Here is a 26034-nt window from a genome sequence, read left to right as displayed (position 1 = left end):
AGGCTCTACCGGGGTTAAACCGGTCCAGGACCGGAATGAAATACCGGCGCGCGATTATCGGCAGGGACAATCATGACCTTCTCAGCATCAGTTCTGACGCTTTATCCGGACATGTTTCCGGGGCCTCTCGGACACAGTCTCTCCGGGCGGGCGCTTGAGAAGGATCTGTGGCGGCTGGAGGCCAGCCAGATCCGCGATTTCGCCACGGACAGGCATCGTTCCGTGGACGACACTCCTGCCGGTGGCGGCGCCGGGATGGTTCTGAGGGCGGACATACTGGCAAAGGCGATCGATGCAACCTCGCCCGCCGGTGATCCGCGTCCCAGACTGTTGATGAGCCCGCGCGGTATACCCTTCACCCAGGCCCGGGCGCATGAACTTGCGGAAGGGCCCGGCGCGGTGATCATCTGCGGCCGGTTCGAGGGGGTGGACCAGCGCGTCATCGATGCGCGCGGCCTGGAGGAGGTTTCCATCGGCGATTATATTCTTTCCGGAGGCGAAATCGCCGCGATCACCCTGCTCGACGCGGTCGTCCGGCTGATCCCCGGGGTGATGGGCAACATGGAAAGCGCCGAGACGGAGAGCTTTGAGACGGGATTGCTGGAACATCCGCATTATACCCGTCCTGCCGACTTCGAGGGCCTGTCCATTCCGCAGGTGCTGACGTCCGGCAATCACGGCAAGATCCACGAGTGGCGCATGGCGGAAGCCGAACGCCTCACCCGCGAACGTCGACCGGATCTGTGGGAAGCCTATATGACGGACGAGGACGACGTGGATTGAAGAATCCGCATGACAATTGCGGATAACTCCTGTATACGCCCGCGGAAGCTGGGAGAAGCTGTGTCTCTTTTCAGGGGGACTGCTTTTCGACAATGGGCTCCGGAATTTCCGGAAATCTCATGAAAATCCGGCGGATATGCAACATGGCCCAGAGCTGGTGAATTCGTTCCCTGACTTTCGGAGAACGCTCTGACCGCTTTGTAAATGAAAAGGGAAACATGCCATGAATATCATCGAGCAGCTGAATGCCGACGAAATGGCGAAAATCGAAGAGCAGCGCAAGCTGCCGGAATTTTCGCCGGGTGACACCGTTCGCGTCAACGTGAAGGTCACTGAAGGTACCCGTACCCGTACCCAGGCTTACGAAGGCGTCTGCATCGCCCGCTCCGGCGGCGGCATCAACGAAAGCTTCACGGTCCGCAAGATTTCCTACGGTGAAGGCGTGGAACGTGTGTTCCCGATCTTCTCACCGATGCTGGAAGGTGTTGAGGTTGTTCGCCGCGGTAAGGTCCGCCGTGCGAAACTCTACTATCTGCGTGACCGTCGCGGTAAGTCCGCACGTATCGTCGAAAACACCAATGTGCGCTCCAAGCGGCTCAACGATGAAGTTCGCGCCGAAGCCACTGCTGTCAAGGTTGCCAAGGCCGAAGCGAAAAAGGCCGAGCAGGAAGCTGCAGAGACCGCAGCCGAATAAGCCCACGCGGCAATTCCGGTTTCGAAAGGCGGTCCTTGTGGCCGCCTTTTTGATATCTGCCGGCATGACAGACGCAGCGGGCGGTCAATCGCAGTTGAATTCAGCTCAACTCGCAATGCTTGACCTTGATGCGGAGCTGCGTCATTCACTATCTGAATTCTACTAAATGCCGTTCTGCCGTTCCAAATGGCGGCAGGCGTGCAGGCCGAATGCGATCGCTGTGACAAACGGCGCGGCCGAACCGGACGGAGTGAGGAGAGACCCATGGTCAAGGCACGGACGCTTTACGACAAAATCTGGGACGACCACGTGGTCGACATGCAGCCGGACGGCACCGGCCTGCTCTATATCGATCGCCACCTGGTGCATGAAGTCACCAGTCCGCAGGCCTTCGAAGGTCTGCGCATGACCGGCCGAAAGGTGCGGCAACCCCAGAAAACCCTGGCGGTTGTCGATCACAACGTTCCGACCACGGACCGCAGCCATGGTATCGACGATCCCGAATCCGCGCTGCAGGTGGAAACCCTTGCCAAAAACGCGGCTGAATTCGGCGTCGAATATTACTCCGAACTCGATATGCGCCAGGGCGTGGTTCACATTATCGGACCGGAACAGGGGTTCACCCTGCCGGGCATGACCATCGTATGCGGCGACAGCCATACATCCACCCACGGGGCTTTCGGTTCCCTGGCGCATGGTATCGGCACGTCCGAAGTCGAACATGTGCTGGCCACGCAGACGCTGATCCAGAAAAAAGCAAAGAACATGCTGGTGAAGGTCGACGGACAGATTCCGGACGGCGTGACCGCAAAGGATATCGTTCTGGCGATCATCGGCGAGATCGGAACCGCAGGCGGAACCGGTTACGTCATCGAATATGCCGGCGAAGCCATCCGGTCCCTGTCGATGGAAGGCCGAATGACGGTCTGCAACATGTCCATCGAAGCCGGTGCCCGTGCCGGTCTCATCGCACCGGACGAAGTCACCTTCAACTATATCAAGGGCCGGCCAAAGGCTCCCAAGGGCGAAGCCCTGGACATGGCGCTGACCTACTGGAAAACCCTGCATTCGGATGCGGACGCCTATTTCGACAAGGTCGTGGAACTGGACGCGGCCAAGCTGCCGCCGATCGTTTCCTGGGGGTCTTCTCCGGAAGACGTCGTTTCCGTGGAAGGTGTCGTGCCGAACCCGGATGAAATCGACGACGAGAACCGCCGCGCCTCCAAGAAGCGGGCTCTGGAATACATGGGTCTCGAGCCGGGTACCAAAATCACGGATATCCGGATCGACCGGGCATTCATCGGCTCGTGCACCAACGGACGTATCGAAGACCTGCGCGCGGCGGCAGCCGTGATCGGCAATCACAAGGTTGCAGCAGGTGTGAGCGCCATGGTGGTGCCTGGCTCCGGCCTGGTGAAGGAACAGGCCGAAGAGGAAGGTCTGGACGTGATCTTCAAGAACGCCGGTTTCGAATGGCGCGAGCCCGGGTGTTCCATGTGCCTGGCGATGAATGCCGACAAGCTGAAGCCCGGCGAGCGCTGTGCATCAACCTCCAACCGGAATTTCGAGGGCCGGCAGGGCCACAAGGGCCGGACGCACCTCGTTTCTCCTGCCATGGCGGCGGCGGCGGCGATCGCAGGTCACTTCGTCGACATCCGCGACTGGACCGTCAACTGATTCGGGACGGCAACCGGAATTTTGAAGGGCGCCTGCGGGCGCCCTTCTGCTTTATGCGCGCAATTTCTTTGCCTTGACGTCGGGATTTCTCTTTTTGGCTAAATGATTCAGAGCTTTACCAAAACACAATTGCCGGCCTCCCCTCTTCGGCGATCGATGTCAGAAATGATTCAACCGGGCTTCACAAGACTGTCACCTCGGCACTACAATACTTCCGTCACAAAAGGACATTTTCCGCTGTCCAATTGACCGGACGACGGAAATTCCGGCAAGATCGACCCGGCTTTCAGGTGGGACCACTGGAGAGCTTGCGTTGATCAGGCATGAGGTGTGAGAGCATCCGGATCGTATTCATGCGAATGCGGGGTGCTCACGGTTTGAGGAGCGGAAGGTGACGATAGCGGTTTCGTCGGGAGCCCATCCGGCGTTGGTGCTCAATGCGGATTACCGGCCTTTGAGTTACTATCCATTGTCTTTGTGGTCCTGGCAGGACACCATAAAGGCGGTGTTTCTGGATCGGGTGAACATCGTTTCTGAATATGACGTCGCGGTCCGAAGTCCGAGCTTCGAATTCCGATTGCCCAGCGTCGTCTCGCTCAAGACCTTCGTCAAACCCAGCCGATATCCTGCCTTTACCCGCTTCAACGTTTTTCTTCGCGACAAATTTCAGTGCCAGTATTGCAGCTCCAAGGAAGAGCTGACCTTTGACCACCTTGTTCCACGCTCAAAAGGCGGGTTGACCACCTGGGACAATGTCATCACGGCCTGTTCGCCCTGCAACCTGCGCAAATCCAACAAGTCGTGCAAGCAGCTGAACATGTGGCCGATGCATATGCCGTTTCAGCCGACCATTCAGGACCTGCACAACAACGGCCGCGGTTTCCCGCCCAACTATCTTCACGAAAGCTGGCTCGATTTTCTCTATTGGGATACCGAACTGGAACCGTGAGATCGCGCGGAAGTGGGCAGTTCATGCCCGTGCGCGGCAGGCACCGGTCCGATGATGTCCCTGAATTTTTTCTTGCGCGCTGTTTCGACCGGTCGTTGATTTCAGACTATTTCCGAGAGGATCTCTGGAGTTTTATGGATAACTTTCGCAGAAGTTAACTTCTTGTTAATAAATTACCTAAGTTCCGCTTAAGACAATAGGTACCTTTTTGTAATAACTGTCTCTTCTTACCGTGAGGCAGATATGTTCAACGTCACTTTCAATTTGGTCCGGAACCACCTGAAGCGCTTCGGCGCGGATCGGGACGGTGCCGTGTTGCCGCTCTTCGGAATCATGGTCATCCTCATGATCGTGATCATGGGAGCCGCCGTGGATGTTTCCCGGTCCGTGAACGCCCGGGAGAAGCTGTCTTACGCTCTCGATTCAGCGGCGCTGTCGGTTGCCGCGGAGCTGTCCACGTCCCTCATGGATGACGATGACATACGGGCCGCCCTGACAGATTCGTTCAGAGCCAACCTCGACGGTGAGGGTTTTCTGGAAGAGGCGATTGAAAATCTCGAATTCGTTGTCGACACGGAAAACGGACTTGTGACGGTTACGTCGTCAGCGACCCTGAACAACTATTTCGTGGACCTAGGCGGGTATATGAAAGAGAACCTCGGCCCTGCGTTCTTTGCCTTCAGCACCACGGCCCAGGTTACCTTTTCCAGGTTTGACGTGGAACTGGCGCTGGTGGTGGATGTGACGGGTTCGATGTCCTCCGATATGGATACGCTTCGCACCGCATCCACCAGCCTTGTCAATATTCTCATTCCGGAAGATCTCGACGAAGATGACAGTAAGGTCCGGATTTCCCTGGTTCCCTACAGCCAGGGCGTCAATCTCGGAGACTATGCCGACAAGGTAAAGGGTGAGGCCTACGGGTATTCGGACGGCAGCGTCTGTGTCACCGAGCGTCAGGACTACGACGACGGGTCCGAAGAATATGACGTCAGATACACAGATGATTCCTACGACTATTACGATGAAAGCTCGCCCCCGCCGAAAGGCACGTTTTACGGGGGGGGCACAAACAGCTGTTCGAAGGATTCTGAAATGATTCCGCTTACCTCGAACCGCAGGACACTCATGAATGCGATTGACGATCTGGATGACAACGGCGGTACCGCCGGTCAGACAGGCATCACCTGGGGCTGGAACAGCCTGTCGCCGAATTACGCCGATGTCTGGCCGACGGGAAGCGTCGGCGAAGCCTATGACAATGAGGACGTTCTCAAGTTCGCCGTTATCATGACGGATGGCGACAACAACCGGTATTACGAGTTCATCGAGACGGAATGGCAATGCACGCGTTGGAGGCGTAGCAGTTGCAGAAATTATCAAGAGGTCGACGTCAAGGAATGGCGGGAGAAAAGCGAGAGCGAGAGCTATTCCAATGAATCTTCCACGGCTTCCCGGGAACTCTGCGATGGGATGAAAGCGGCAGGTATCGAGATATTCGGTGTCTATTTCGGCAATAACAACAACTCGGCTGGTGCAAAGAACATGCAGTATTGCGCCAGCGAGGGCAATTACCACCAGGCGACGAGCGCTGAAGATCTCATCGACGATTTTTCAAACATCGCCCGAAGGATTCAGCAGATCTACCTGTCCAAATAGTCTGCGCCAACTGATCTTAAATGCGATTGACGGTAGCCAAAAAAAGGCCTGCCGAACCGGCAGGCCTTCGTCTTTCAAGTCGAAGCCGGTGTCAGCGGTTCTGCCGGTTGTCGATCAGGTCGTCGACAACAGCGGGATCGGCAAGTGTTGACGTGTCACCGAGGTTGTCGAAGCTGTCTTCCGCGATCTTGCGCAGAATACGGCGCATGATCTTGCCGGAGCGGGTTTTCGGCAGGCCGGGTGAGAACTGGATCAGGTCCGGTGAGGCGATCGGGCCGATTTCCGAGCGCACGTGCTTCACCAGTTCCTTTTTCAGTTCGTCCGTCGGCTCTTCTCCCTCCATCAGGGTGACATAGGCGTAGATGCCCTGCCCCTTGATGTCGTGCGGGTAGCCGACCACCGCGGCTTCGGAAACCTTCGGATGCGCGACCAGCGCGCTCTCGACTTCCGCCGTGCCCATCCTGTGACCGGAAACGTTGATCACGTCATCGACGCGTCCGGTAATCCAGTAATAGCCATCCTCGTCGCGGCGGCAGCCGTCCCCGGTGAAGTACAGCCCCTTGTAGGTGGCGAAATAGGTCTGGACGAACCTCTCGTGGTCGCCATAGACGGTGCGCATCTGGCCGGGCCAGCTGTCCTTGATCACCAGATTGCCTTCGACAGCGCCTTCCAGGAACTTGCCCTCCGCATCGACGATCGCCGGCTGCACGCCAAAGAACGGGCGGGTGGCGGACCCGGGTTTCAAGTCGGTCGCGCCCGGCAGCGGCGTGATCAGGATGCCGCCGGTTTCGGTCTGCCACCAGGTATCTACGATCGGGCAGCGCTTCTCGCCGACGACGTTGTAATACCAGTTCCAGGCTTCGGGGTTGATCGGTTCACCCACCGATCCCAGCAGGCGAAGGGACTTGCGCGAGGTGGCGGTGACATGTTCGTTGCCCGCGCCCATCAGAGCGCGGATGGCTGTCGGCGCGGTGTAGAAGATGTTGACGTTGTGCTTGTCGCAGACTTCCCAGAAGCGGCCCGGTCCCGGATAGGTCGGAACACCCTCGAACATCAGTGTTGTCGCACCATTGGCGAGCGGACCATAGACGATGTAGCTGTGTCCCGTGACCCAGCCCACGTCTGCCGTGCACCAGTAGACATCGCCTTCATGGTAATCGAAGACATATTCATGGGTCATGGATGCGTAGACGAGATACCCGCCGGAGGTATGGACCACGCCCTTGGGCTGACCGGTGGAGCCGGAGGTATAGAGAATGAACAGCGGATCTTCGGCATTCATCTCGACAGGGGCACAGTGATCTGAAACCCGGTCGGCTTCTTCATGGTACCAGACGTCGCGGCCTTCCTTCATGGTGACGTCACCGCCGGTGCGATTGACGACGATCACGCTTTTGACCGGTGCTTTTTCCACTGCCTTGTCGACATTGGCCTTGAGCGGCACCTTGCGGCCACCGCGCAGGCCTTCGTCGGCCGTGATGACACACTCGGATTTGCAGCCTTCGATGCGCTGGGCAAGGCTGTCCGGGGAAAAGCCGCCGAACACGATTGAATGAACGGCACCGATGCGGGCGCATGCCAGCATGGCGTAGGCCGCTTCGGGGATCATCGGCAGATAGATGGTGACGCGGTCGCCTTTCTTGACGCCCTGGCCGTGCAGGACGTTGGCGAATTTGTTCACCTCGTGATGAAGCTGCTTGTAGGTGATGACCTTGCTTTCGTTCGGATCATCGCCTTCCCAGATAATGGCCGGCTGGTCGCCACGTTTTTCCAGATGCCGGTCGACACAGTTGGCGGACACGTTCAGCGTGCCGTCCTCGTACCATTTGATCGACACGTCATGGTAATCGTAGGAGGTGTTTTTCACCTTGGTATAGGGCTTGATCCAATCGATCCGCTTGCCGTGTTCGCCCCAGAAGCCGTCCGGGTCTTTCTCGGAGCGCTGGTACATCTCAAGATATTTGGCATTGTCGACATGCGCCCGGGCGGCAACCTCCGCGGGAACGGGAAAAACTGAGTCTGACATGTGAGAACCTCCCAGAAACCACAATGCGATCAGCGACGGACGGATACCTTCAACGCTGACCTGTTTTGTCGGCGGCCATTATGCGTATGGCCCCATAAAGCGTCCAGAACCAAGAATTGGTACTTTAGTCGGCGAGTCTTTGGTCTAGACCCCAAAAAGATCTTGGACAGTGAAAACACCCTATATGTATTCAACTGTATGCAAAATGCTGTAGATCAAATTGCAGCCATCGGCAGTTGAAAAAAGTTCGGCCGCGATGCCGGTAGCCTGAGCCGGAAAGCACCGCGGTTCAGTAGCTCAGCCAGCCGATCAGAATGCCCTGCACCAGAAAAACACCGAGCCAGTGGCCACCGTCGATCAGCGTCAGCGTCCATGGTTTTCCCTGGAACCGATGATTGATGATCTGCGTGGTCATGACGATGCCGACCCAGACCATCAGCGCGGAAATGATGCCGTTGCGGATATTGGTTTCGCCGCTATGGAAGATAATCCCGGCAAAGATGAAGGCCATGATCACCTGGCAAAAGAAGGATGTGCCCAGAACTGCCGGAGTCGGCCGGGCCTGTTCCTTGCCGATATCGGCTGCCTTCATCCATGCCTTGCCGAGAAGGCCGTACCAGATCGAGCCGAAAATAAAGGATACGATCGCGGCGGCAGCGACCGCGACCAGATTGATACCGTCGAACATATCTGTTTCCCCCGCATTTTTACGGATCAGGTTGGAAGCAAATCAAAGAAAGATCAAGCATCTGTCGTCGCCACAGCTCTGATTTTGAGCCAGACAGCAAGAGATCCGCATTCGATAAACCCGAGCTGGCGATAGACCTGCAGCAGATCCGGGTTGCTTTCATAGGTGCAGACCGGTCTGTGCGGAAAGGGTTCCAGCAGGTCGTGCAGCGCGCTGTAGAGCCAGTTCTTGCGGTAGAAGATATTGCTGAGGCCGACCAGGTCCTTGCCGTTCAGCCTGGGTCCGCTGTTGAGAACGGCTCCGGCACCGGTGGTTCCGTCCTTCATGATCGCTGCGAAATCGATGGACATGTTGTCAAGCAAAGCGGGAGAAAACACGCGATGAAGCGTTTCGTCGCTGTTCCACGCGGCTGTCCACTTTTTCAGACCGTCCGGCTGGGTGATCTTGTGCCAGCCGGGGCTGACGGGCGGTTTCCGGGAGGCGCGCTCCGGGCGGAACAGCCATGTCGCGGCAAACATCTTGCGGAAGCCGGCGGACGCAAGGTCGAGACAATCGTAACTGTCTTTCACGGCTGCGTTGACCGGGAGAGCTTCCAGGGCGGTATAGAAATCACCGCTTTGCTTTGGGGACAGGGTGACGATATTGGGATAGAGCGGAAGCACTGTCCCGTCCGCCTGCCAGTAGCCTGGCTGGAACCGTGTCGCCGCACCGGCGGATTTCAAAACCGCATCGCACCAGAGCGCATTGTTCCGCGCGCAGGCGTCCTGTCTGTCAGTGTTCATTCAGGTCAACTTGGGGTCCGGGACCTAGGGCCGTTCAGGCGTTGAGCCCGCCTTTTTCGATGATGAAGCTTACCACGGTTTCGACGCCGTCGCCGAGCTTTGTGTTGGCGAAGACGAACGGCCGTTCCTTGCGCATCTTTCTGGCGTCCCTGTCCATCACGTCCAGATTGGCGCCGACATAGGGCGCCAGATCCGTCTTGTTGATGATGAGCAGGTCGGAGCGGGTGATGCCGGGACCGCCCTTGCGCGGGATTTCCTCGCCGGCGGCGACATCGATGACATAGAGCGTCAGATCGGCAAGTTCGGGCGAAAAAGTCGCTGCCAGATTGTCTCCGCCGGATTCGATCAGGATCAGATCGAGGTCCGGAATGGAGCGGGTGAGGTCATGCACCGCGGCCAGGTTGATAGAGGCATCCTCGCGGATGGCGGTATGCGGGCAGCCGCCCGTTTCGACACCGCGGATGCGGTCGCTCGACAGCGCCTGGGAGCGCATCAAGGCTTCGGCATCCTCGCTGGTGTAAATGTCGTTGGTGATGACGGCGAGCGACCAGGTGTCGCGCATGGCCTTGCACAGACGGTCGGTCAGGGTGGTCTTGCCGGAGCCGACCGGACCGCCGATACCGACGCGCAAAGGACCGTTTTTTGAACTCATGACCGGAAGAGCCTCGAATACTGGGTTTCATGCGCCATGGAGGCGATGTCCGCGAGAAAGGTGGATGTGCCGAGATCGTCAAGGCCGCAAGCGGCGACCTCTTCCGCAACCCCGGCAATGACCGGCTCGAGCGCGGCCAGAACCTTCTGACCGTCGCTCTGGCCAAGGGGAACCACCCGCACGGCCACGGAAATGAGATTGGCCGTAAAGGCGTGCAGGAAGGATGTAAGGGCTGCTGCTTCGGGAAGGTCATGGGCGGCGCAGACGAGACCCAGGACCACCGGATAAGGCCACGGCTCCCGGTTATCTCCGGCGTCGGTGGCTGCCACGCCTGCAAGCAGCCCGCTTGCAGGCGTGTCGCTCGCGGGCATCCAGCTTCTGGTAACCGCTTGCAGGAAGGCCGTTCCCTGGGCGCTCGATTCCAGATGCCTTTCCTTCGAAGGTTGCAGGGCAAGCGCAAGTTCGCGAAGCTCCTGGACGGTTTCTCCGTCGCCGCGGCGGGCGGCCTGAAATGTTTCTTTCATCAGGATCGCGTCGCTGCGCCCTGCGCCGAAGCGCAGGATATCTTCCAGCCAGGCCTGGAGGTCTCCGGCATCGGTCACCCCGCCCCGGTCGATCACCTGTTCCAGCCCGTGGCTGTAGGTGAAGGCGCCGATGGGAAAGGCCGGAGAGAGAAAGGTCAGGAGCCGGTAAAGCGCCGGCAGGGAGACGGCATCACTCATGAGCGGGACCGTGATCGTGATGCCCGCCGGAATGGCTGTGGGAATGTCCATGCCCGTGATCGTGCTCATGATCGTGGCTGTGACCATGCGTGCGGCCGTGGCCGTAGGCCCCGCCTTCCGGATCGAACGGAGCGGTGACCGGTGTCAGTCCGCCGCCAAGTCTGGAGATCATGTCCTCGATCACATGGTCGCGGCGGATCCTGAGTGTTTCACCCATCAGCTGCGTCGGCAGATGCCGGTTGCCGAGATGCCAGGCGATCTTGATGAGATGGGCCGTGTCGCGCGCTGCGATCTCGACCAGGTCCTCGGGCTCCGCCAGCACTTCGACGATCCTGCCGTCTTCCAGCTCAAGCCCGTCGCCGTGATGCAGAAAGACGGCGTCAGGCTCATCAAGCAGAAAGGACAGGCCGTTTTCCCCGCTCATGACCGCGCGCCGGCGATGCCGGTCCTCCCGGTCGAGGGTAATCCGGTCGGCGGGCGGGTCTTGTGGCCGGTCCTTGGGCCAATTGCCGGCGGAATGGATCTTGTGAACGCGGATCATGCGGCCTCTGCCAGTTTCGCTTTCATGGACTGGTATGCCGGCCGGTCCCTGAGGCGTTTGAAATAGGCATGCAACGGCCCCTCCCCGGGCAGCTCGAATTTCGCCATGACCGCCCAGCCCGCGCAATGGCCGATGATGATGTCGGGAACCGTGAAGGTGTCGCCCATCACGAAGGGCCCGTCGCCCAGACGTGCTTCAAGCGTTTCCAGGCCGCGCGCGAATTCCGTCCTGCAGACGTTCTTGATGGCCGGGACGCGTATGTCTTGCGGATGGACAAAGGCGTTCTTGGCCGTAGTCCACAGGGCTCCGTCCAGCACGTCGACAGCGAACTGGGTGAAGCTGTCCTGTCGGGCGCGCTCCAGGGTTCCTGCGGGAAAGGTGCACTTGCCGTGCCTGTCGGCGAGATAAGTGCAGATCGCGACCGAATCCGGGATCGCCGCTTCTCCATCGATCAGAACCGGCAGCTTGCCGTCCGGACTGACGGCAGCGACCGCCGCGGACTGCGGCGGCGCAAGTTCGAGCTCATATGGCTCACCAAGCTCTTCCAGCAGCCAGATCACCCGAATGGCGCGGGTGCGTGGAAATCCGATGATCTTGTACATTTGTCCTCCCGGAGCAGTTCCTCCGGGACCTTAGAACAGGAAATAACGCTGCGCCATCGGCAGGACGTCAGCCGGTTCGCAGGTGAGCAGTTCGCCGTCGGCGCGCACTTCATAGGTCTCCGGATTGACTTCGACAGCCGGCATGGCGTCGTTGAGGATCATCGACTTCTTGTTGATGCCGCCGCGGGTGTTTTTCACCGGCAGGACGAGGCTATCGATCCCGGCTTTTTCCTTGACGCCGTTGTCATAGGCCGCCTGCGAGACGAAGGTTACCCGGCTGCGGGTCATTGCCTTGCCGAAGGCCCCGAACATGGGCCGGTAGTGGACCGGTTGCGGCGTCGGGATGGAGGCATTCGGGTCGCCCATGGGCGCGGCGGCGATGGTGCCGAGTTTCAGCACCATGTCCGGCTTCACACCGAAGAATTTCGGATCCCAGAGCACCAGATCGGCCAGCTTGCCGACTTCGACGGAACCGATGTGTTCGTCGAGGCCGTGGGCGATGGCCGGGTTGATGGTGATCTTCGACATGTAGCGCTTGACGCGGAAATTGTCGTTTTCGCCGGCTTCCTCGGACAGCCTTCCACGCTGGACCTTCATCTTGTGCGCGGTCTGCAGCGTGCGGATGATCACTTCGCCGACCCGGCCCATGGCCTGGCTGTCGGAGGCGATGATCGAAAAGGCGCCCATGTCGTGGAGAATGTCTTCCGCCGCGATGGTTTCCTTGCGGATACGGCTTTCGGCGAAGGCGACATCCTCGGGAATCGAGCTGTCCAGATGGTGGCAGACCATGAGCATGTCGAGATGCTCTTCGAGGGTGTTGACCGTGTAGGGCCGTGTCGGATTGGTCGAGGACGGCAGCACGTTCAACTCGCCGCAGACCTTGATGATGTCCGGCGCGTGGCCGCCGCCCGCCCCTTCCGTATGGAAGGCGTGGATGGTGCGGTTCCTGAAGGCGGCCGTCGTGTTCTCGACGAAGCCGGATTCGTTCAGCGTGTCGGTGTGGATCATCACCTGAATGTCGTATTCGTCGGCGACCGACAGGCAGTTGTCGATGGCGGCCGGCGTGGTCCCCCAATCCTCATGCAGTTTCAGCGCGCAGGCACCGGCCAGGATCTGTTCTTCCAGGGCGGCGGGAAGAGAGGCGTTGCCCTTGCCGGCGAACCCCAGGTTCATCGGAAAACTGTCGGCGGCCTGCAGCATCCGGGTCAGGTGCCAGGGGCCCGGAGTACAGGTTGTGGCGTTGGTACCCGTCGCCGGACCCGTGCCACCGCCGAGCATGGTGGTGACGCCCGACATCAGGGCTTCCTCGATCTGCTGCGGGCAGATGAAGTGGATATGAACGTCGAGCGCGCCGGCGGTAAGGATCCTGCCCTCGCCCGCGATCACCTCGGTTCCCGGGCCGACGACAATATCGACGCCGGGCTGGACATCCGGATTGCCGGCCTTGCCGATCCCGACGATACGGCCGTCCTTCAGACCCACATCGGCCTTGACGATGCCCCAGTGGTCGACGATCAGCGCGTTGGTGATGAGCGTGTCGACGGCACCAGCGGTTCTCGGTGCCTGGGACTGGCCCATGCCGTCGCGGATGACCTTGCCGCCGCCGAACTTCACCTCTTCGCCATAGGTGGTGAAATCCTTTTCGACCTCGATGACGAGATCGGTATCGGCCAGGCGCAGCCTGTCACCGGTTGTCGGTCCGAACATGTCCGCATAGGCGGCGCGGGACATTTTGTAAGCCATTTTATCTCCAATCAGCGATCAGAAAGTCAGTTGCCGTAATCCTCGACGGTGGCATTGAGATCCTCCGTCCGCTTCAGGGTCAGGACGATGATGCAGTTCCGGTAGAGTTCACTGCCTTGGGTTCCGCCGCGAAACGGGAAACTGTAGGCAGTGCAGTCCTTGTCGCTGTAGACCTTCCAGGCGGCCTGCGCCTCTTCCAGTGCGCCGGGACTTCCTTTCAGATGGTCCGGCAGGTCAGCGTCCATTTCGACCAGCTTTGCGTGAAGCCGGTCATAAGCCTTCTGCATGTCCGCCTCGGTCTCGCTCAACGCCTTTTCCGCGCAGTAGGTGCGTTCAGAATTGGTGAGCGGATAGCCGCAATCGACATTCTCCTGAGCCACCGCCATGAAAGACATGAGCACACTCGCCAGGAGCCCGGCGGAAAGCGTCAGAATACGGCGGGATACAAGCATCAGTTGCCCAACCCCTGCGCCAACGCCTTGAGATCCTCGGTCCGGTCGGCGGTGATCTTGCGCAGACAGTCATTGATGAGCAGCGGCGTGATCGACCCGCTTTCGGGGTACTGGTAGACCAGACAGGCCTTGTCCCGGTAGCCGATCCAGCTGCGCTGGGCATCGCGAAGCTTTTCCGGAGACTCGGGCGACCAGTCCTTCACCACGTCCATTGCGGCCTTGTAAGCCTCGTTCAGCTCTGCGTCGGCGGCCTGGTAGGCCCGGGCGGAACATTCGTTCAGCTCCAGCTGGGTCTGTGCGTCTTCACACGGGTTCTCAGCCGCCTGCTGCGCCGCAGCGCCCGCCACCGGCATGGAAGCGAAAGCGGCGATCAGGGCCCCCGCGAGCAAGCGCTGAGTGTTTTTCCCCGGAAGGATCATAGCTTTCCCATGATCTTGTTGTTGAAGCCGTAGACCGTACGGCCACCGCCGAGAGGCACAAGCGTTACCGAGCGCGTCTGGCCGGGTTCGAAACGTACGGCGGTTCCGGCCGGGATATCGAGACGCATGCCTCTTGCCTTGTCGCGGTCGAAAGCAAGGCCTTCGTTTGTCTCGAAGAAATGGTAGTGGCTGCCCACCTGAATGGGCCGGTCGCCGGTGTTGGAAACATCCAGCGTCACCGTTTCCAGCCCGGCATTCAGCTCGATCTCACCTTCGGCGGGGAAAAGTTCTCCGGGGATCATCTTTGTCTCCTTCAAAAGGGTCAGCGGATGGGCTCGTGCACTGTGACGAGTTTGGTGCCGTCGGGAAAGGTCGCTTCCACCTGGACGTCGTGGATCATGTCGGCAACACCGTCCATGACCTGGTCCCTGGTCAGAACCTTGCCGCCTGCCGCCATCAGATCGGCAACCGTGCGGCCGTCCCTTGCGCCTTCGACGATGAAATCGGTGATCAGCGCGACGGCTTCGGGATGGTTCAGCTTCACGCCGCGGTCCAGGCGGCGGCGGGCGACCATCGCGGCCATGGAAATCAGCAGCTTGTCCTTTTCGCGCGGGGTCAGGTTCATCGGTGGATGTCCTCCTTGTTCATGGGTCCGTGACCTAACAATGCCAGACGCGCGGCAGGTCCGCCGAGCGATATCCGGTCAGGAAGGTGATCAGGGCGTTGCGCAGATCGCAGCTATCATCCGACACGAAGCGGACTGACAGCAAGCCGTTCCATGCGCTGGCGGCGGCCTGCACGGTGCCTGAGGTGAGATTGTCGAGACAGGAGCGGGCCAGCTCCAGACGGTCCTGGGCATCGGGGGTGCAGTCGACGAGGGTTGCCACCGCCTGCCCTTCTCTGGCGGTCGCCGGTCCGGCCAGGATCTGTTCCGCATTGCCGCCCAGACGGACTTCGTCGGCAAAGACCAGCCTGCCGTTGCGGCGGATACGCCAGCTGTCCCTGAAAAACACCGAATTGACCCGTTCGCCCATGGCCATGCGGCCGAATACGATTGTTTCCAGCATCAATAGTCGCGCGTTTGAAGCAAGATCTGCCCGGATCGACCGCGACAAGGCGGACCGGTTGAAGAGAATCGTTTCCTGGGGCAGCCATTCGAGAACCGCGTTGTCGCCTACGGTCAGAACACCTGTCACTTTTGCCGAGCCGCCTGCGCTTTCGTAAGCGCGTTCAGCGGTCTGGGTGGTCACAATAGCGTGTGCGCCCTCCGCCAGACTGACTTCGTAGGACAGACGGTCGCCGCCGGTCAGGCCGCCCGCGGTGTTGAGGAGAACGGCTGTCTGCGGCAGATCATAGACCTTGGGCAAGCGGACTTTCGCGGCGCCGCGCTGATAGAGATCGGTGAGCCGGGTGGTGCCGCCGGATACGGCAAAGGCGACGCGCGCGGAACCGTCCACGCGCTGCATGGCAATGCCATTCAAGCCAGAATCCGATGCCACCCCAGCATCATACATGAGTGTTCCGCTCCCCGGGTTCCCGGTACATCGTTTTTATCGGACCGGACTTCCAAGCATGTTGCGGGTCTTGTCCGGGATGCAAGAAAGAAGTTGGTCCCGGTAATCTTAGCAAGAGCCGGGCCAAGGAAGAGCAATTTGGCAGAGGCTACGGGTTCGGTCAAAAATCACAGGCTTTTCCAGAGCTTGCAGCTGCCGGCTCCATAAATTTGCCTTAAAAATCGGCAAATGCCAAAAAGAACGGCAATGAAGAGTTGTCCGGAAGGGGTTGCCCTCGGAGGCACGATCCGGTTCTTTAAGGATCACCATATTATATTGCTGCCTCGACCCGTCATGCGGGACCGTAGTCTGCGGGATAACCGAATGTTCTCTAGCCCTTTTGGCCGTCTGGCATCGCTTTGTCTGACCTTACTCGTTCCGGCCCTCTTCCTGAGCCTGGCAATGCGCCCGGCACAGGCGGATATCGGCGCCTATATCCTTGTGGACGCAAGGACAGGCGCGGTGCTCGAACAGAAGAACGCCACCGGTAAATGGTACCCCGCCTCGCTGACCAAGATGATGACCGCCTATGTGACCTTCAAGGCGATCCGGGAAGGCCGCGCTTCCCTCAATTCCGCAGTGGTGCAGTCTAAAAACTCGATCTCCGAGCCGCCCAGCAAGATGGGGTTCAAGGTGGGCACGCGCTTCACTGTCGACACGGCGCTGAAGATCATCCTGATCAAGTCCGCCAATGATGTCGCCGTCGCGCTGGGCGAAGCGATAGGCGGGTCGGAAGCGAATTTCATTGCGATGATGAATGCGGAAGCCAGGCGTCTCGGCATGACCAATACCCGCTTCACCAATCCGCATGGATTGCCGGACAACGCGCAGGTGACCACCGCCCGGGATCTTGCGATCCTCGCCATGGCTCTCAGGGAAGATTTTCCCGAATCCCGTGATTATTACAAACATCCCGGCATCCGCTTCGGCAAGAAGACGCTCAGGTCCGCCAACCGGGAATTCCTGTTGCGCGTGCCCGGCGCGAACGGCATGAAAACCGGGTATATCTGCAATTCCGGCTACAATGTCGCCGCGTCCGTTACCCGGCGCGGACGTACCCTGATTGCCATCATCCTGGGCGCAGGGTCCGGTCTGGAGCGCACGGCGTTCGCGCGGCAGCTCTTCGACGAGGGCTTCCGCAAGAACGGGCGCGGCCAGAAGGTCACCAGCCTCTCCGGGTCTTCCGCTTCGGCACCGGCCGACGGCTACTGCCGGCGCAACAAGAGCCCGGGTGCGAAGGGCTACATGGCGCGCTTCGACATGGAAAACAAAACCCGTGGCGGCTTTCTGTTCTTTGCCGACGCCGGCGGCGGCAAGAAAGAAGCAGAGGTCGATGAAAGCGGGTTCATGCTGTCAAACGGCAAGCCGGACTGGGCGAAAATTCTCGACCGGACCCTCGGCCCGCGTCAGGTTGCCTATCGTCCCATTCAGGTCGGCCTCGGAAACCCGACCGGAACGCCCGCGGCGGCCGCGTCCGCGTCCGGCGCTCCGTTGAGCCTGAGCGCGGAAGAGATCCCGCTGCCGGCCGCCAACCCCGTGCGCCGCGCGGAAATTGAAATTCGTGGCAAGTTGCAGAAGACCGCCGCGGCGTCCACTTCGGCCGCTGCCATTACCGAGCAAGCCACGCAAGTGCGCCCGGGCGCTGCCGTGGATGTTTCAAAGGCCGCACCCGGTTCGATTTTCCGAAAAGGGCTGGATTTCGCGATTCCCGTGCCCGCTCCAAGTCCACGCAAGCCATAAAGTGTAGTCCTGTTCCGGAGTCGCCCGGAATCCAACAGCTTTCCTGCCGACTTTCATGGAAGCAGCGAAGGCCTGGCGTGAGGTGTATCCTTGCCGGGCCGAGAGAACGACGGATGTTGGAATAGGGGTTATTGACAAGGTTAACTCTTTATTTACGCTGTTCCTTAAGACTGAGGTAAGCATTCCACTTCCACAGGACCCTCCTGAGCCGTGAAATGCTGCCAGACCCCCAGGGGATTTTTGCGGCACAGAATGTGCCGGCAAGACAGATCGAGAGATCGCATCATGATGGAACCGAAATCCAACGCCACTATCCGCGCCCTTGCGAGCCTGGCGGAGCTTTCCGCCAATCAGCTCGAAGAAGGGGTTTCGGTTGAAGAGGTCATTGCGACCCTGCGAAAGGCGGCGGAAGCGGTGCGGACCGTTGTCGATAGCGGAGATGATGCGGAGCAGATCGGTGATGACACCGACCTTGCCCAGGACCTCACACCGATGGAACTTTCCGCCAAAGACGGCGAAGAGGAAAATTCCGTGAACGAGGCGGAGCCGGAAACAGCCGAAGTGACGGTTCTGAACGCGGGCTGATCCCGCGCGGCCGTTATCCTTTTGACCTTTCCCTGAAAAGAATGTTAGCGGTGCGGCTTACTGCGCCGCCCCTTTTCCGTTCCTGCGCAAGCAGACAGAACGGACATCATCGCGTTCCGCGTGGCGGCCCGATCTGGAGACACGCGTCATGGCTTCCCCGGCACCGACCTCTGAAGATGCGGTCCGCAAAGGGCCGAAGCCGCCCATTCCGCTTTCCGTCCTGACCGGCTTCCTCGGCTCGGGCAAGACCACGCTGCTGAACCGGCTGCTGAAAGATCCGGCGATGGCGGACACCGCTGTCATCATCAACGAATTCGGTGAAATCGGTCTCGATCACCTGTTTGTGGATCAGGCCGGCGACGGCATCGTGGAACTGTCCTCCGGGTGCCTGTGCTGCACGATCCGGGGCGATCTGGTGACGACGCTGGAGAACCTTTTGCGCCGGCTGGACAATGGCCGGATGGAGAAGCTGAACCGGGTTGTGATCGAAACCACCGGCCTTGCGGACCCGGCGCCGATCCTGCACACCGTCATGCTGCATCCCTATCTGGTGATGCGCTACCGGCTCGACAGCGTGATCACGCTCGTGGATGCGGTCAACGGCCTGTCGACACTGGAAAATCACAAAGAAGCGCGCAAGCAGGCAGCGGTCGCGGATCGGCTGGTCTTCACGAAGACCGATCTGCTGACGTCCGAAGCGGAGCGCTCGGCCTTCGCGGATCTCAAGCAGCGCCTTGCGGTGCTGAACCCGGGCGCGCAGCGTCTGGATGCATCCGCCGGTGAGGCCGTTGCCGAAAAACTGTTCAATGCCGGGCTCTACAATCCGAAATCAAAGATCCCCGATGTGGCGGCGTGGCTGAACGCGGAAGCCTATGAAACCTCCAGGCATCACGGCCATGCCCACCATCATCATGATCACGGGCATGACCATGACCACACACATGACCACACACATGACCACGGGCACGGGCACGACGTGAACCGGCACAGCGACTCCATCCGCGCCTTCACCCTGTCGACGGACCGGCCGGTTTCCGCATCGGCCCTGGAAATGTTTCTCGACCTGCTGCGCTCGGCCCACGGTCCGAAGCTGCTCAGGGTCAAGGGGATTGTCAAACTGGCGGAGGACCCGGACAGGCCCGTGGTCATCCACGGCGTCCAGCACGTCTTCCACCCGCCCGCGACCCTGGAGGCCTGGCCGGACGAAGATCACCGCACGCGCATGGTCTTCATCACCAGGGACCTGCCGGAAGGCTTCGTGCGCAAGATGTTCGAAGCCTTCTCCGGCGCCCTGCTGCCCGACACACCGGACTCCAAGGTCATGACGGACAATCCGCTGGCGATTTCGGGGTTTACCAGCCCGATCCGCTGAACCGGCGATTTGTTGATGTGGGCGGTAGGTGGAGTTTGGTTGCGGTCTGGGGAATGGTCAGGATGGGGCCGGGAGGAGGCTGGCCGATTTGGATACCGTGAACAAAGAAAGTGGTCATTCTTGTGCGGTGGACATGTAGTCACTTCCGGCCCTATGCCGACATTCAACACCTATTGATTCAATGCCTCCTTTGCGCCTTAAATTCGGTCATTTCGAACTCCATTTACGATCCCGAAATCGGTCGTAGACATTTGATGTTCACTGCATACTGCGTCATTGTTCCTGTCGCCTATGCAATTGCATGGCAGCGCGTATCAAAGCTCGAAATGTACGGGAGGACCGCAGGGCCTGTATCAGCTCCACCTCCAAATTTTCCAACGAAGCATCGGCTAGCGAACCTCCTTGGAGTAGGCGCTCGACCTTAGCCTTGAGTTTGCTGGACAGCGGTGCTTTGCCGGCCAACACCTTCGACAAATGGGCCTGGTGGATTCCCAAGGCTGACGCCAACTCGACCTGGGTCAACTCGTCTTTCCGCTGACGCGCTTTCAGAGCTGCGATGACTGAGCTGTTCTTGTTTATCATATGCATTACATATATGCTTTACATATCGGAGGGCAATACCATGCATCATCGTCGTTTTGAACCCGAGGACGAAGTCGTTCCAGGCGTGCGATATGGTCGCCAAGAATGGGTCCCAACGCCTGCGTTTTGGGCGGCCATGGCTGATCTCGAAGGTGGCGAAGCGGACGACTACGTCAGCCCGATGGGAACGCCATTGGCTGAGGATCTCGCATTCTGCCTGCTGGGTGGATTTGGGGTGAAGATGGAGCTCAACCGCGCAGCTTGGGAACGTCTGGACACCGTTGGGGCACTCCGGGCCAATGACGTCCCAAGTGCGGTCGAGTTCGAGGACTTACTCAGCGAACCGCTACTGGTGAATGGCAGGCTGCATAAGTATCGCTATCCAAAGCAGAGGGCCGGTCGCCTGAACGTCGCGCTCAATTCAATTCGGAATTCTCCTCCCGACACGAACGATCCGATCAGCTTTCGAAACAATTTGATGGAGTTGCCCGGAATTGGTCCTAAGACGGCATCTTGGATCGTCAGGAATCATGTCGGCAGCGACGAGGTAGCCATTCTGGATGTGCATGTCCTGCGCGCAGGTACGATGATTGGCCTTTTCCCCGAGACATATCGACTGCCACGCGACTATGAGGCGTTAGAGCGAAAGTTTCTCAGATTCGCCCAGGCTCTTCAGATTCGGACATCAATTCTCGATGCAATTATGTGGCGAGAAATGCGCATTTTGTTCGGCTGACTATTTCTCCGTGCACTCCTTTGTTATGATTACTTAGGGGTGATTCTATGTCGAGCAAGCAAACACCAATACGTTCGCGGACCTGGGACGGCAGAGCCGGGGGTATTGCCCTTGGAGGTGAGAACGGCGACGAATGCGATCTGGCTATTGACGTAGACTTAGAAGGCGTTCGCCTATCTCGCCTGGAGCTGCTCAAGATTGGCGACACGCTCAGGGTGGATCTCCGAAGCGAAGGGGCGTTCCCTACTGTCGTCTGCGTGGATGCCCAAGGGGAGCTCGTGGGAGCTTTGTCGGCGTTCTTAAATCTGGCGCGACTCATTAAATGCCTTAGGAACGGGGTGGAATACCAAGTGGAGGTCACGCATATCCGCTCAGGTGGATGTCACGTGGTTGGGAACCGTGTGCCCTAATGATTGTTGCAGGGGGGCTCTATCGCGAGGAATGCATACGCCCGGCATGGTCGCGAATATTCGGCTCGGGAGGCAGGGCCGCCGCCGCCGTTTCCCGGCTGTCGCCTGGCACGCGGCTTGTTGCTTATGCCTGCAAAGGTTGGGTCGACGACGTCGAGCACTCGATGTCGGCTTTTGGCGTGGCCACGGACCTTCAGCCCATCCCAGAGGACATTGCATTCCACTATCTTCACCCGCTTTCCCATGCGGAGCTCTCTGGTGCCCCCGAAGCGCGCTATAGGTCCTTGCGGGCCGTAGGGGAAACTGTGCTTCGGTTTGGTTATGTGGAGGGAGATGCGTTGGTCGATGCGAAGCGAGCGGTCTTCGATCCCCAAAATGCCGACGAGGTTCTTCGCTTCAGGGAAAACGGGTCTCAAGCCGAAGCGCTGGCGATAGTCCTCAACGAAGTGGAACTAAAGCTGGCGATGGGCGACGCTGGCGAGGAAGCCGCACGGGGACTCATACAGCATTCCAGAGCATCCGTCGTCGTGATCAAACGCGGACCCCTTGGAGCAACGGTGGTCACCGATGGTCTGGCCGCACACGTGCCTGCCTATGCGGCCAATTCGATTTTCAAGATAGGCTCCGGTGACGTATTCAGCGCGATATTTGCCCAGCGCTGGGGGGAGGAAAACAAAGACCCGGTAGTAGCGGCTGACACGGCGTCACGCGCGGTAGCTTCGTATGTGGAAACGCGAAATACGCAGGTTAATCTGTCCGCATTGACCACAATTCTGCCAAGGCCAGCGCCTGACCTTGCGAGCAAAATCTATCTGGCAGGCCCTTTCTTCACCTTGGCCCAACGCTGGATGGTGGAGGAAGCTCGAATGTGCCTCATGTCCCTTGGTGCAAACGTATTCTCGCCCATCCACGACGTCGGATCGCACGGGGATGCGGAATACATCGCCAAGCGCGACCTCGACGGATTGGAGCAATGTTCTGTGGTGCTTGCGTTGCTGGACGGCGAAGACGCCGGAACTTTGTTCGAGGTCGGCCATGCGCGTCGGCACGGCATACCCGTCGTGGCGCTAGCGGAAACACCTCGTCCTGAAAGCCTTACAATGCTTCAAGGCACTGGTTGCAAAATTGTGTCAGACTTCTCGACCGCCATTTACGAAGCAATTTGGGGGACTGCCTGATGAAGGCCCTACTGATGTCCGGTGGATTGGATTCTTCAGCGTTGGCGCACTGGTTACGACCGGAAATTTGCGTCACGATTGACTACGGTCAGATCGCTGCCAAGGGTGAGTTCGCAGCTTCGTCCGCACTTTGCAGTGCGATGGGGCTTGAGCATCGACGCATAGCCGTCGACCTCTCCTCCCTGGGCTCAGGTTCCATGACGGATCGTCCGTCGGCGCCAGGAGCGGCTGCGGCGGAATTCTGGCCTTACAGGAATCAGATGCTCATTACTCTAGCCGCCATGATGCTCATGCCCGAAGGCGTCACAGAGATTATGGTCGGGGCGGTCTCCACCGATCGGCATGCCGATGGCAAGGCGGCCTTCTTTCGTGCGATGAATCGTGTGCTGTCGATCCAGGAAGGCGGTATCCACGTTACTGCACCGGCGCGCCATATTTCAACGCCAGAGTTGTTACGCAAATCAGCCTTTCCGTATGATCTTATCGGGCTGACGTTCTCATGTCATGTCCACGAATTTGCATGCGGTCAATGTGGTGGGTGCCTCAAGCATCGGGAATGCGTCGACGCCGTCTATCACAGAATGCATGAGCAGCTAGTCTGATGGCAGGATACGCACCAGATCAGATTAAGAAGATAAAGGGAGGCATAGCGCCACCGACTATCGTTGGCGACGGTTCCGCTCTCGCGTTCCAGACCGATCTTGTCGGAGTACAATCAAACATCAGTGAGGGGCTCAACAAAGATGACGAACTCACGGTCAGCATTCTCACCCAAGGAAAGATCAGAAGCGCGGTCTGCGAAACCGCTGATGGTGCCGTCGTCGGGACCTTAGCGGCATTTCTTGGTTTGTCTCGGTTGATCGGCGATCTTGAGCGAGGCATTGGGTATGTCGCTGTCGTCGAGTTCGCGTCCTTCTCCCGGTGTTCAGTCAAGGTGTTTCGCCGATGATTTCCGTTGTAGGAGGTGTGTACGAGGAACGCTGCAAGTACCCGGCATGGAATCAGATCTATGGCTCCGGGCTAAGAGCTGCAATTGCGGTAAGTTCCGTCTCCGATACGGTGAGCTTACATGCCTACGTCCCGGAGGAATGGACGAAAGACGTTGAGTTAACGTTGGCTAGCTTCGGTGTGAACGGAGATCTCCACGCATCTAAACATCCAATGAGTTTCGAATATCTACATTCCTTTGTGCGCGTGGATCCGCCAGAGCAACAGCCAAGTCTTTATCCGGCACTCTCGGTGGAGAGCGATGTGGTGCTGCGTTTCGGCATGATGGAAAGTGATGCACGTGTCAAAGGTGACAGAGTAGTCTACGATCCTCAGGCGCCCGATGCTTCTTATTACTGCAATGGATCAAACGCCGGTTCCTTGGCAATGATCGTGAGTGGATGGGAACTTCCAGGCACACGCGCAGAACTCCTGAAGAGGAGATCAGAGGACAGGCAAGAAAGCCTCATGCCCAATGAAGATACTCTACTCAAAGCGATCATTAATCTACGTGATCTTCCACATCCCCCGCAAATCGTGTTGGTGAAAGACGGTCTGGGCGGATTGATAGTTTTTCAAGGGGATCAGCCGGTTTCCGTCCCAAGCTACGCGGCCGAGAGTTTTTTTCGAATTGGGGCAGGTGACGTAACTGCTGCGGCGTTTGCGCATGCTTGGGGTGAATTGAACTTAGATCCTGTCGATGCAGCACACTATGCTGCCCGCTGTACGGCATATTTTGTCGAGGGTCCGCGTCTCCCACTACCTTCAGTCGCGGGGGTAAGTGACCGAAAGCCCAATACAATAAGGCGCGAAAGGATTCGCATTGTCGGGCTAGGCGACTTTGAACTTGATGCACTGGCCCACACAACACAGGGATGGTTGAGCTATCTTGGGGGGGATGTGAGTTATGTGAAATTTGGGTTGGAAGGACTTGCTTCAAACGGCCAGGACGATATTGACCTTCTTCTAGTTGGGTCGCGATGCTCGATGAAAGAATTCGAAGCCGCCGCAAGAGCTGACCTCCAGCCAACTGTTATCTTCTGGCCTTCCGCTGAGGCATTTGCCGCACAATTCTATTTCCCAGATGCAGTAGTGGCCAGCGATTATGCGACAGCGCTGTACCATGTCATGAGAAGCTCGAAACAATGAGACCGCCGCAGTTTAGAGGTGGTTCCAAAGAAACGAATTCGCGGGTCAATCGCTTGAGTAAGACTGGCAAGTCACCCGAGGAAATCATTCGGGAGGCTCATGACCGCTGGATCGAGTTTATCGAATTTATTGATGCACGCGCCCACACGCGCTGGGTGTTTCGAGGTAGTGGGTCTCGCAGCTATCGATTCGTACCAAGCATAGGGCGTAAGAGCGATACCTATACACCTTTGAAAGAAGAGCGTCTTTTCCGTGCGTTCCAAAGATCGGCGGATATTATGCTAGCTACTCGTCCCGTGTCGGACTGGGATTGGCTGGCTGTTGCGCAGCACCATGGTCTTCCAACCCGTTTGTTGGACTGGTCGACCAATCCCTTGGTTGCCTGCTACTTTGCCGTTTCAAGTCACTCCAAGGAAGAAGAAGACGCCGTCGTTCATGCCTATAGCATTCCCGATGAGGACGTCATCGACCCTAAGAAGCATGACGATCCATTCTCCATCGATCGAGTAATGTTCCTGTTGCCATCGAAATCCGTCAGCCGCATCGTGAACCAACGAGGGTTGTTCTCGGTGCACAATAAACCCAACGAGCCTTGGGATCCACCGAAGATGGATGAGTTCGTTATACCAGCGTCGATGCGGGCGCGATTCCGGCGGGGACTGTTCAAGATGGGCATCGACCATAGTCACATCTATCCCGACTTGGGAGGCCTGTGCGAGACCTTGAAGTGGCGGTACGAAGCCGGCATCGGCATCGGCGACCCAATGATCGGGTGATGGGATGGACCAGTTGAAAACTCTTCGCGAGAATATCATAGCAGCCGTGAAGACCAAAGAGCTCACGGAGACCGAAGCCTGGCAAGATCTGTCTGCCCTATCGTCGAACACATATGTCGACACGATCGAGACGTTTGATGACGAAGTTCGGATCGACGGTGACCGATTTGAAGGCCCCCTGATATGGCACGTCACCCTTCATTACGGGCCGCACGCATCCGAGGACGAACTCATCATCTCAGACAGTTTCCCGGGGAGTTTTGAAGGACATCTTAAGGACGGCGTCCCATTGATCGAACATATGCTGGCCGAAGTGTCATCCTTCTATGAATGATGTACGTATGGCGATTAGGCGATGTCGCCTATAAGTTATATCGTCCTCATCAACTTCATTGCCTGAGTACTGGTTTTGAACTAACTGATCACGTCTGTCGGCTTCAAAAGCGCCGAAAGCAGGTCGCGCGCTGTGAGTTGATCTAATGTGTAAAATGCAGTCAGAATGTAAGCGGCGGCTGGACCCCACCTGTTCGCTCCCGTCGTGATGCTGGAATCCATACCCATTGTCGATTTGGGAATG

The 26034-nt window shown here is 58.5% G+C and carries 29 protein-coding genes; 15 read left to right on the top strand and 14 right to left on the bottom strand.

Going from position 1 to position 26034, the window contains the following annotated elements:
• The first annotated feature begins 72 nt into the window (after positions 1 to 72).
• From trmD to Q1B40_RS21250, 5 genes are all read left to right on the top strand, one after another.
• Entirely contained in the window at positions 73 to 783 is a 711-nt protein-coding gene (trmD, locus tag Q1B40_RS21270; protein WP_299819236.1) for a tRNA (guanosine(37)-N1)-methyltransferase TrmD, read from the top strand.
• A gap of 223 nt (positions 784 to 1006) precedes the next feature.
• Positions 1007 to 1477, top strand: a complete 471-nt coding sequence (gene rplS, locus Q1B40_RS21265) for a 50S ribosomal protein L19 (protein ID WP_299819232.1) — start codon at positions 1007 to 1009, stop codon at positions 1475 to 1477.
• A gap of 264 nt (positions 1478 to 1741) precedes the next feature.
• Positions 1742 to 3154 (top strand): 3-isopropylmalate dehydratase large subunit, encoded by a 1413-nt coding sequence (leuC, locus tag Q1B40_RS21260; RefSeq protein WP_299819229.1) that lies wholly within the window; start codon positions 1742 to 1744, stop codon positions 3152 to 3154.
• A 391-nt stretch (positions 3155 to 3545) separates the two neighbouring features.
• Positions 3546 to 4103 (top strand): HNH endonuclease, encoded by a 558-nt coding sequence (locus tag Q1B40_RS21255; RefSeq protein ID WP_299819226.1) that lies wholly within the window; start codon positions 3546 to 3548, stop codon positions 4101 to 4103.
• 243 nt (positions 4104 to 4346) lie between these two features.
• A complete protein-coding gene (locus tag Q1B40_RS21250; protein ID WP_299819223.1) occupies positions 4347 to 5762 on the top strand; it encodes a TadE/TadG family type IV pilus assembly protein in 1416 nt (471 codons plus the stop codon).
• Positions 5763 to 5853: 91 nt separating this feature from the next.
• Here Q1B40_RS21250 and acs read toward each other — a convergent pair whose 3' ends face one another.
• From acs to Q1B40_RS21185, 13 genes are all read right to left on the bottom strand, one after another.
• Entirely contained in the window at positions 5854 to 7788 is a 1935-nt protein-coding gene (gene acs, locus Q1B40_RS21245; RefSeq protein ID WP_299819219.1) for an acetate--CoA ligase, read from the bottom strand.
• A 289-nt stretch (positions 7789 to 8077) separates the two neighbouring features.
• Positions 8078 to 8476: a DUF1761 domain-containing protein gene (locus tag Q1B40_RS21240; protein ID WP_299819216.1), complete on the bottom strand. Its 399-nt coding sequence runs from the start codon at positions 8474 to 8476 to the stop codon at positions 8078 to 8080.
• Positions 8477 to 8529: 53 nt separating this feature from the next.
• Entirely contained in the window at positions 8530 to 9258 is a 729-nt protein-coding gene (locus tag Q1B40_RS21235; protein ID WP_299819213.1) for a hypothetical protein, read from the bottom strand.
• A gap of 34 nt (positions 9259 to 9292) precedes the next feature.
• Positions 9293 to 9910 carry an urease accessory protein UreG gene (gene ureG / locus Q1B40_RS21230; protein ID WP_299819210.1) on the bottom strand — a complete coding sequence of 206 codons (618 nt, stop codon included), beginning with the start codon at positions 9908 to 9910 and terminating at the stop codon, positions 9293 to 9295.
• Positions 9907 to 10701: an urease accessory protein UreF gene (locus tag Q1B40_RS21225; protein WP_367279175.1), complete on the bottom strand. Its 795-nt coding sequence runs from the start codon at positions 10699 to 10701 to the stop codon at positions 9907 to 9909. The genes ureG and Q1B40_RS21225 overlap by 4 nt, the downstream gene beginning before the upstream one ends.
• The gene (locus Q1B40_RS21220; protein ID WP_299819207.1) at positions 10625 to 11173 is read right to left on the bottom strand and encodes an urease accessory protein UreE; all 549 of its coding nucleotides are present in this window, start codon (positions 11171 to 11173) and stop codon (positions 10625 to 10627) included. The genes Q1B40_RS21225 and Q1B40_RS21220 overlap by 77 nt, the downstream gene beginning before the upstream one ends.
• Positions 11170 to 11775, bottom strand: coding sequence for a glutathione S-transferase family protein (locus tag Q1B40_RS21215; protein ID WP_299819204.1), 606 nt, complete (start codon positions 11773 to 11775; stop codon positions 11170 to 11172). Before Q1B40_RS21215 ends, Q1B40_RS21220 begins: the two co-directional genes overlap by 4 nt.
• A 30-nt stretch (positions 11776 to 11805) precedes the next feature.
• Positions 11806 to 13518: an urease subunit alpha gene (gene ureC / locus Q1B40_RS21210; RefSeq protein ID WP_299819200.1), complete on the bottom strand. Its 1713-nt coding sequence runs from the start codon at positions 13516 to 13518 to the stop codon at positions 11806 to 11808.
• 26 nt (positions 13519 to 13544) lie between these two features.
• The gene (locus Q1B40_RS21205; protein ID WP_299819198.1) at positions 13545 to 13970 is read right to left on the bottom strand and encodes a lysozyme inhibitor LprI family protein; all 426 of its coding nucleotides are present in this window, start codon (positions 13968 to 13970) and stop codon (positions 13545 to 13547) included.
• Entirely contained in the window at positions 13970 to 14389 is a 420-nt protein-coding gene (locus tag Q1B40_RS21200) for a lysozyme inhibitor LprI family protein (RefSeq protein ID WP_299819196.1), read from the bottom strand. The genes Q1B40_RS21205 and Q1B40_RS21200 overlap by 1 nt, the downstream gene beginning before the upstream one ends.
• Positions 14386 to 14691 (bottom strand): urease subunit beta, encoded by a 306-nt coding sequence (locus Q1B40_RS21195; RefSeq protein WP_299819194.1) that lies wholly within the window; start codon positions 14689 to 14691, stop codon positions 14386 to 14388. The genes Q1B40_RS21200 and Q1B40_RS21195 overlap by 4 nt, the downstream gene beginning before the upstream one ends.
• Positions 14692 to 14711: 20 nt before the next feature.
• Complete coding sequence (locus tag Q1B40_RS21190) at positions 14712 to 15014, bottom strand: urease subunit gamma (protein ID WP_299819192.1); 303 nt, start codon at positions 15012 to 15014, stop codon at positions 14712 to 14714.
• A gap of 34 nt (positions 15015 to 15048) precedes the next feature.
• Positions 15049 to 15870, bottom strand: a complete 822-nt coding sequence (locus tag Q1B40_RS21185) for an urease accessory protein UreD (protein WP_299819189.1) — start codon at positions 15868 to 15870, stop codon at positions 15049 to 15051.
• 396 nt (positions 15871 to 16266) lie between these two features.
• Between Q1B40_RS21185 and Q1B40_RS21180 the strand changes: the two genes are divergently transcribed.
• The 3 genes from Q1B40_RS21180 (at position 16267) to Q1B40_RS21170 (ending at position 19639) form a co-directional block, all read left to right on the top strand.
• Entirely contained in the window at positions 16267 to 17682 is a 1416-nt protein-coding gene (locus Q1B40_RS21180) for a D-alanyl-D-alanine carboxypeptidase family protein (protein WP_299819187.1), read from the top strand.
• A gap of 285 nt (positions 17683 to 17967) precedes the next feature.
• The gene (locus Q1B40_RS21175; protein ID WP_299819184.1) at positions 17968 to 18267 is read left to right on the top strand and encodes a hypothetical protein; all 300 of its coding nucleotides are present in this window, start codon (positions 17968 to 17970) and stop codon (positions 18265 to 18267) included.
• 148 nt (positions 18268 to 18415) lie between these two features.
• Positions 18416 to 19639 (top strand): GTP-binding protein, encoded by a 1224-nt coding sequence (locus tag Q1B40_RS21170; protein WP_299819182.1) that lies wholly within the window; start codon positions 18416 to 18418, stop codon positions 19637 to 19639.
• Between the two features lie 273 nt (positions 19640 to 19912).
• On the opposite strand, the gene Q1B40_RS24715 is transcribed toward Q1B40_RS21170, so the two are convergent.
• Complete coding sequence (locus Q1B40_RS24715; protein ID WP_367279178.1) at positions 19913 to 20221, bottom strand: helix-turn-helix domain-containing protein; 309 nt, start codon at positions 20219 to 20221, stop codon at positions 19913 to 19915.
• Between the two features lie 40 nt (positions 20222 to 20261).
• Here Q1B40_RS24715 and Q1B40_RS21165 point away from each other — a divergent pair, with 40 nt between their 5' ends.
• The 7 genes from Q1B40_RS21165 to Q1B40_RS21135 all read left to right on the top strand — a co-directional run bounded on the left by Q1B40_RS21165 (position 20262) and on the right by Q1B40_RS21135 (position 25791).
• Positions 20262 to 20957: a hypothetical protein gene (locus Q1B40_RS21165; RefSeq protein ID WP_299819179.1), complete on the top strand. Its 696-nt coding sequence runs from the start codon at positions 20262 to 20264 to the stop codon at positions 20955 to 20957.
• A gap of 748 nt (positions 20958 to 21705) precedes the next feature.
• Entirely contained in the window at positions 21706 to 22545 is an 840-nt protein-coding gene (locus Q1B40_RS21160; RefSeq protein ID WP_299819176.1) for a PfkB family carbohydrate kinase, read from the top strand.
• Positions 22545 to 23147 (top strand): 7-cyano-7-deazaguanine synthase, encoded by a 603-nt coding sequence (locus Q1B40_RS21155; RefSeq protein ID WP_299819171.1) that lies wholly within the window; start codon positions 22545 to 22547, stop codon positions 23145 to 23147. Before Q1B40_RS21160 ends, Q1B40_RS21155 begins: the two co-directional genes overlap by 1 nt.
• Positions 23147 to 23494, top strand: coding sequence for a hypothetical protein (locus Q1B40_RS21150; RefSeq protein WP_299819167.1), 348 nt, complete (start codon positions 23147 to 23149; stop codon positions 23492 to 23494). The genes Q1B40_RS21155 and Q1B40_RS21150 overlap by 1 nt, the downstream gene beginning before the upstream one ends.
• On the top strand, positions 23491 to 24681 hold the full coding sequence (locus Q1B40_RS21145; protein ID WP_299819164.1) for a hypothetical protein: 1191 nt from the start codon (positions 23491 to 23493) through the stop codon (positions 24679 to 24681). The genes Q1B40_RS21150 and Q1B40_RS21145 overlap by 4 nt, the downstream gene beginning before the upstream one ends.
• Positions 24678 to 25457, top strand: a complete 780-nt coding sequence (locus Q1B40_RS21140) for an FRG domain-containing protein (RefSeq protein WP_299819161.1) — start codon at positions 24678 to 24680, stop codon at positions 25455 to 25457. The genes Q1B40_RS21145 and Q1B40_RS21140 overlap by 4 nt, the downstream gene beginning before the upstream one ends.
• Positions 25458 to 25461: 4 nt before the next feature.
• Complete coding sequence (locus tag Q1B40_RS21135; RefSeq protein ID WP_299819158.1) at positions 25462 to 25791, top strand: hypothetical protein; 330 nt, start codon at positions 25462 to 25464, stop codon at positions 25789 to 25791.
• Positions 25792 to 26034: the final 243 nt, after the last annotated feature.

Origin of the sequence: uncultured Roseibium sp., assembly GCF_947496995.1 — a bacterium.
Lineage (GTDB): Bacteria > Pseudomonadota > Alphaproteobacteria > Rhizobiales > Stappiaceae > Roseibium.
This window is presented reverse-complemented; position numbering and strand designations above follow the sequence as displayed.

What these genes read in the sequence shown, in the direction of transcription:
- trmD (WP_299819236.1), top strand. Translation starts at nt 73, where the DNA reads ATGACCTTCTCAGCATCAGTTCTGACGCTTTATCCGGACATGTTTCCG.
- rplS (WP_299819232.1), top strand. Translation starts at nt 1,007, where the DNA reads ATGAATATCATCGAGCAGCTGAATGCCGACGAAATGGCGAAAATCGAA.
- leuC (WP_299819229.1), top strand. Translation starts at nt 1,742, where the DNA reads ATGGTCAAGGCACGGACGCTTTACGACAAAATCTGGGACGACCACGTG.
- Q1B40_RS21250 (WP_299819223.1), top strand. Translation starts at nt 4,347, where the DNA reads ATGTTCAACGTCACTTTCAATTTGGTCCGGAACCACCTGAAGCGCTTC.
- acs (WP_299819219.1), bottom strand. Translation starts at nt 7,788, where the DNA reads ATGTCAGACTCAGTTTTTCCCGTTCCCGCGGAGGTTGCCGCCCGGGCG.
- Q1B40_RS21240 (WP_299819216.1), bottom strand. Translation starts at nt 8,476, where the DNA reads ATGTTCGACGGTATCAATCTGGTCGCGGTCGCTGCCGCCGCGATCGTA.
- Q1B40_RS21235 (WP_299819213.1), bottom strand. Translation starts at nt 9,258, where the DNA reads ATGAACACTGACAGACAGGACGCCTGCGCGCGGAACAATGCGCTCTGG.
- ureG (WP_299819210.1), bottom strand. Translation starts at nt 9,910, where the DNA reads ATGAGTTCAAAAAACGGTCCTTTGCGCGTCGGTATCGGCGGTCCGGTC.
- Q1B40_RS21225 (WP_367279175.1), bottom strand. Translation starts at nt 10,701, where the DNA reads ATGAGCACGATCACGGGCATGGACATTCCCACAGCCATTCCGGCGGGC.
- Q1B40_RS21220 (WP_299819207.1), bottom strand. Translation starts at nt 11,173, where the DNA reads ATGATCCGCGTTCACAAGATCCATTCCGCCGGCAATTGGCCCAAGGAC.
- Q1B40_RS21215 (WP_299819204.1), bottom strand. Translation starts at nt 11,775, where the DNA reads ATGTACAAGATCATCGGATTTCCACGCACCCGCGCCATTCGGGTGATC.
- ureC (WP_299819200.1), bottom strand. Translation starts at nt 13,518, where the DNA reads ATGGCTTACAAAATGTCCCGCGCCGCCTATGCGGACATGTTCGGACCG.
- Q1B40_RS21205 (WP_299819198.1), bottom strand. Translation starts at nt 13,970, where the DNA reads ATGCTTGTATCCCGCCGTATTCTGACGCTTTCCGCCGGGCTCCTGGCG.
- Q1B40_RS21200 (WP_299819196.1), bottom strand. Translation starts at nt 14,389, where the DNA reads ATGATCCTTCCGGGGAAAAACACTCAGCGCTTGCTCGCGGGGGCCCTG.
- Q1B40_RS21195 (WP_299819194.1), bottom strand. Translation starts at nt 14,691, where the DNA reads ATGATCCCCGGAGAACTTTTCCCCGCCGAAGGTGAGATCGAGCTGAAT.
- Q1B40_RS21190 (WP_299819192.1), bottom strand. Translation starts at nt 15,014, where the DNA reads ATGAACCTGACCCCGCGCGAAAAGGACAAGCTGCTGATTTCCATGGCC.
- Q1B40_RS21180 (WP_299819187.1), top strand. Translation starts at nt 16,267, where the DNA reads ATGTTCTCTAGCCCTTTTGGCCGTCTGGCATCGCTTTGTCTGACCTTA.
- Q1B40_RS21175 (WP_299819184.1), top strand. Translation starts at nt 17,968, where the DNA reads ATGATGGAACCGAAATCCAACGCCACTATCCGCGCCCTTGCGAGCCTG.
- Q1B40_RS21170 (WP_299819182.1), top strand. Translation starts at nt 18,416, where the DNA reads ATGGCTTCCCCGGCACCGACCTCTGAAGATGCGGTCCGCAAAGGGCCG.
- Q1B40_RS24715 (WP_367279178.1), bottom strand. Translation starts at nt 20,221, where the DNA reads ATGATAAACAAGAACAGCTCAGTCATCGCAGCTCTGAAAGCGCGTCAG.
- Q1B40_RS21165 (WP_299819179.1), top strand. Translation starts at nt 20,262, where the DNA reads ATGCATCATCGTCGTTTTGAACCCGAGGACGAAGTCGTTCCAGGCGTG.
- Q1B40_RS21155 (WP_299819171.1), top strand. Translation starts at nt 22,545, where the DNA reads ATGAAGGCCCTACTGATGTCCGGTGGATTGGATTCTTCAGCGTTGGCG.
- Q1B40_RS21150 (WP_299819167.1), top strand. Translation starts at nt 23,147, where the DNA reads ATGGCAGGATACGCACCAGATCAGATTAAGAAGATAAAGGGAGGCATA.
- Q1B40_RS21145 (WP_299819164.1), top strand. Translation starts at nt 23,491, where the DNA reads ATGATTTCCGTTGTAGGAGGTGTGTACGAGGAACGCTGCAAGTACCCG.
- Q1B40_RS21140 (WP_299819161.1), top strand. Translation starts at nt 24,678, where the DNA reads ATGAGACCGCCGCAGTTTAGAGGTGGTTCCAAAGAAACGAATTCGCGG.
- Q1B40_RS21135 (WP_299819158.1), top strand. Translation starts at nt 25,462, where the DNA reads ATGGACCAGTTGAAAACTCTTCGCGAGAATATCATAGCAGCCGTGAAG.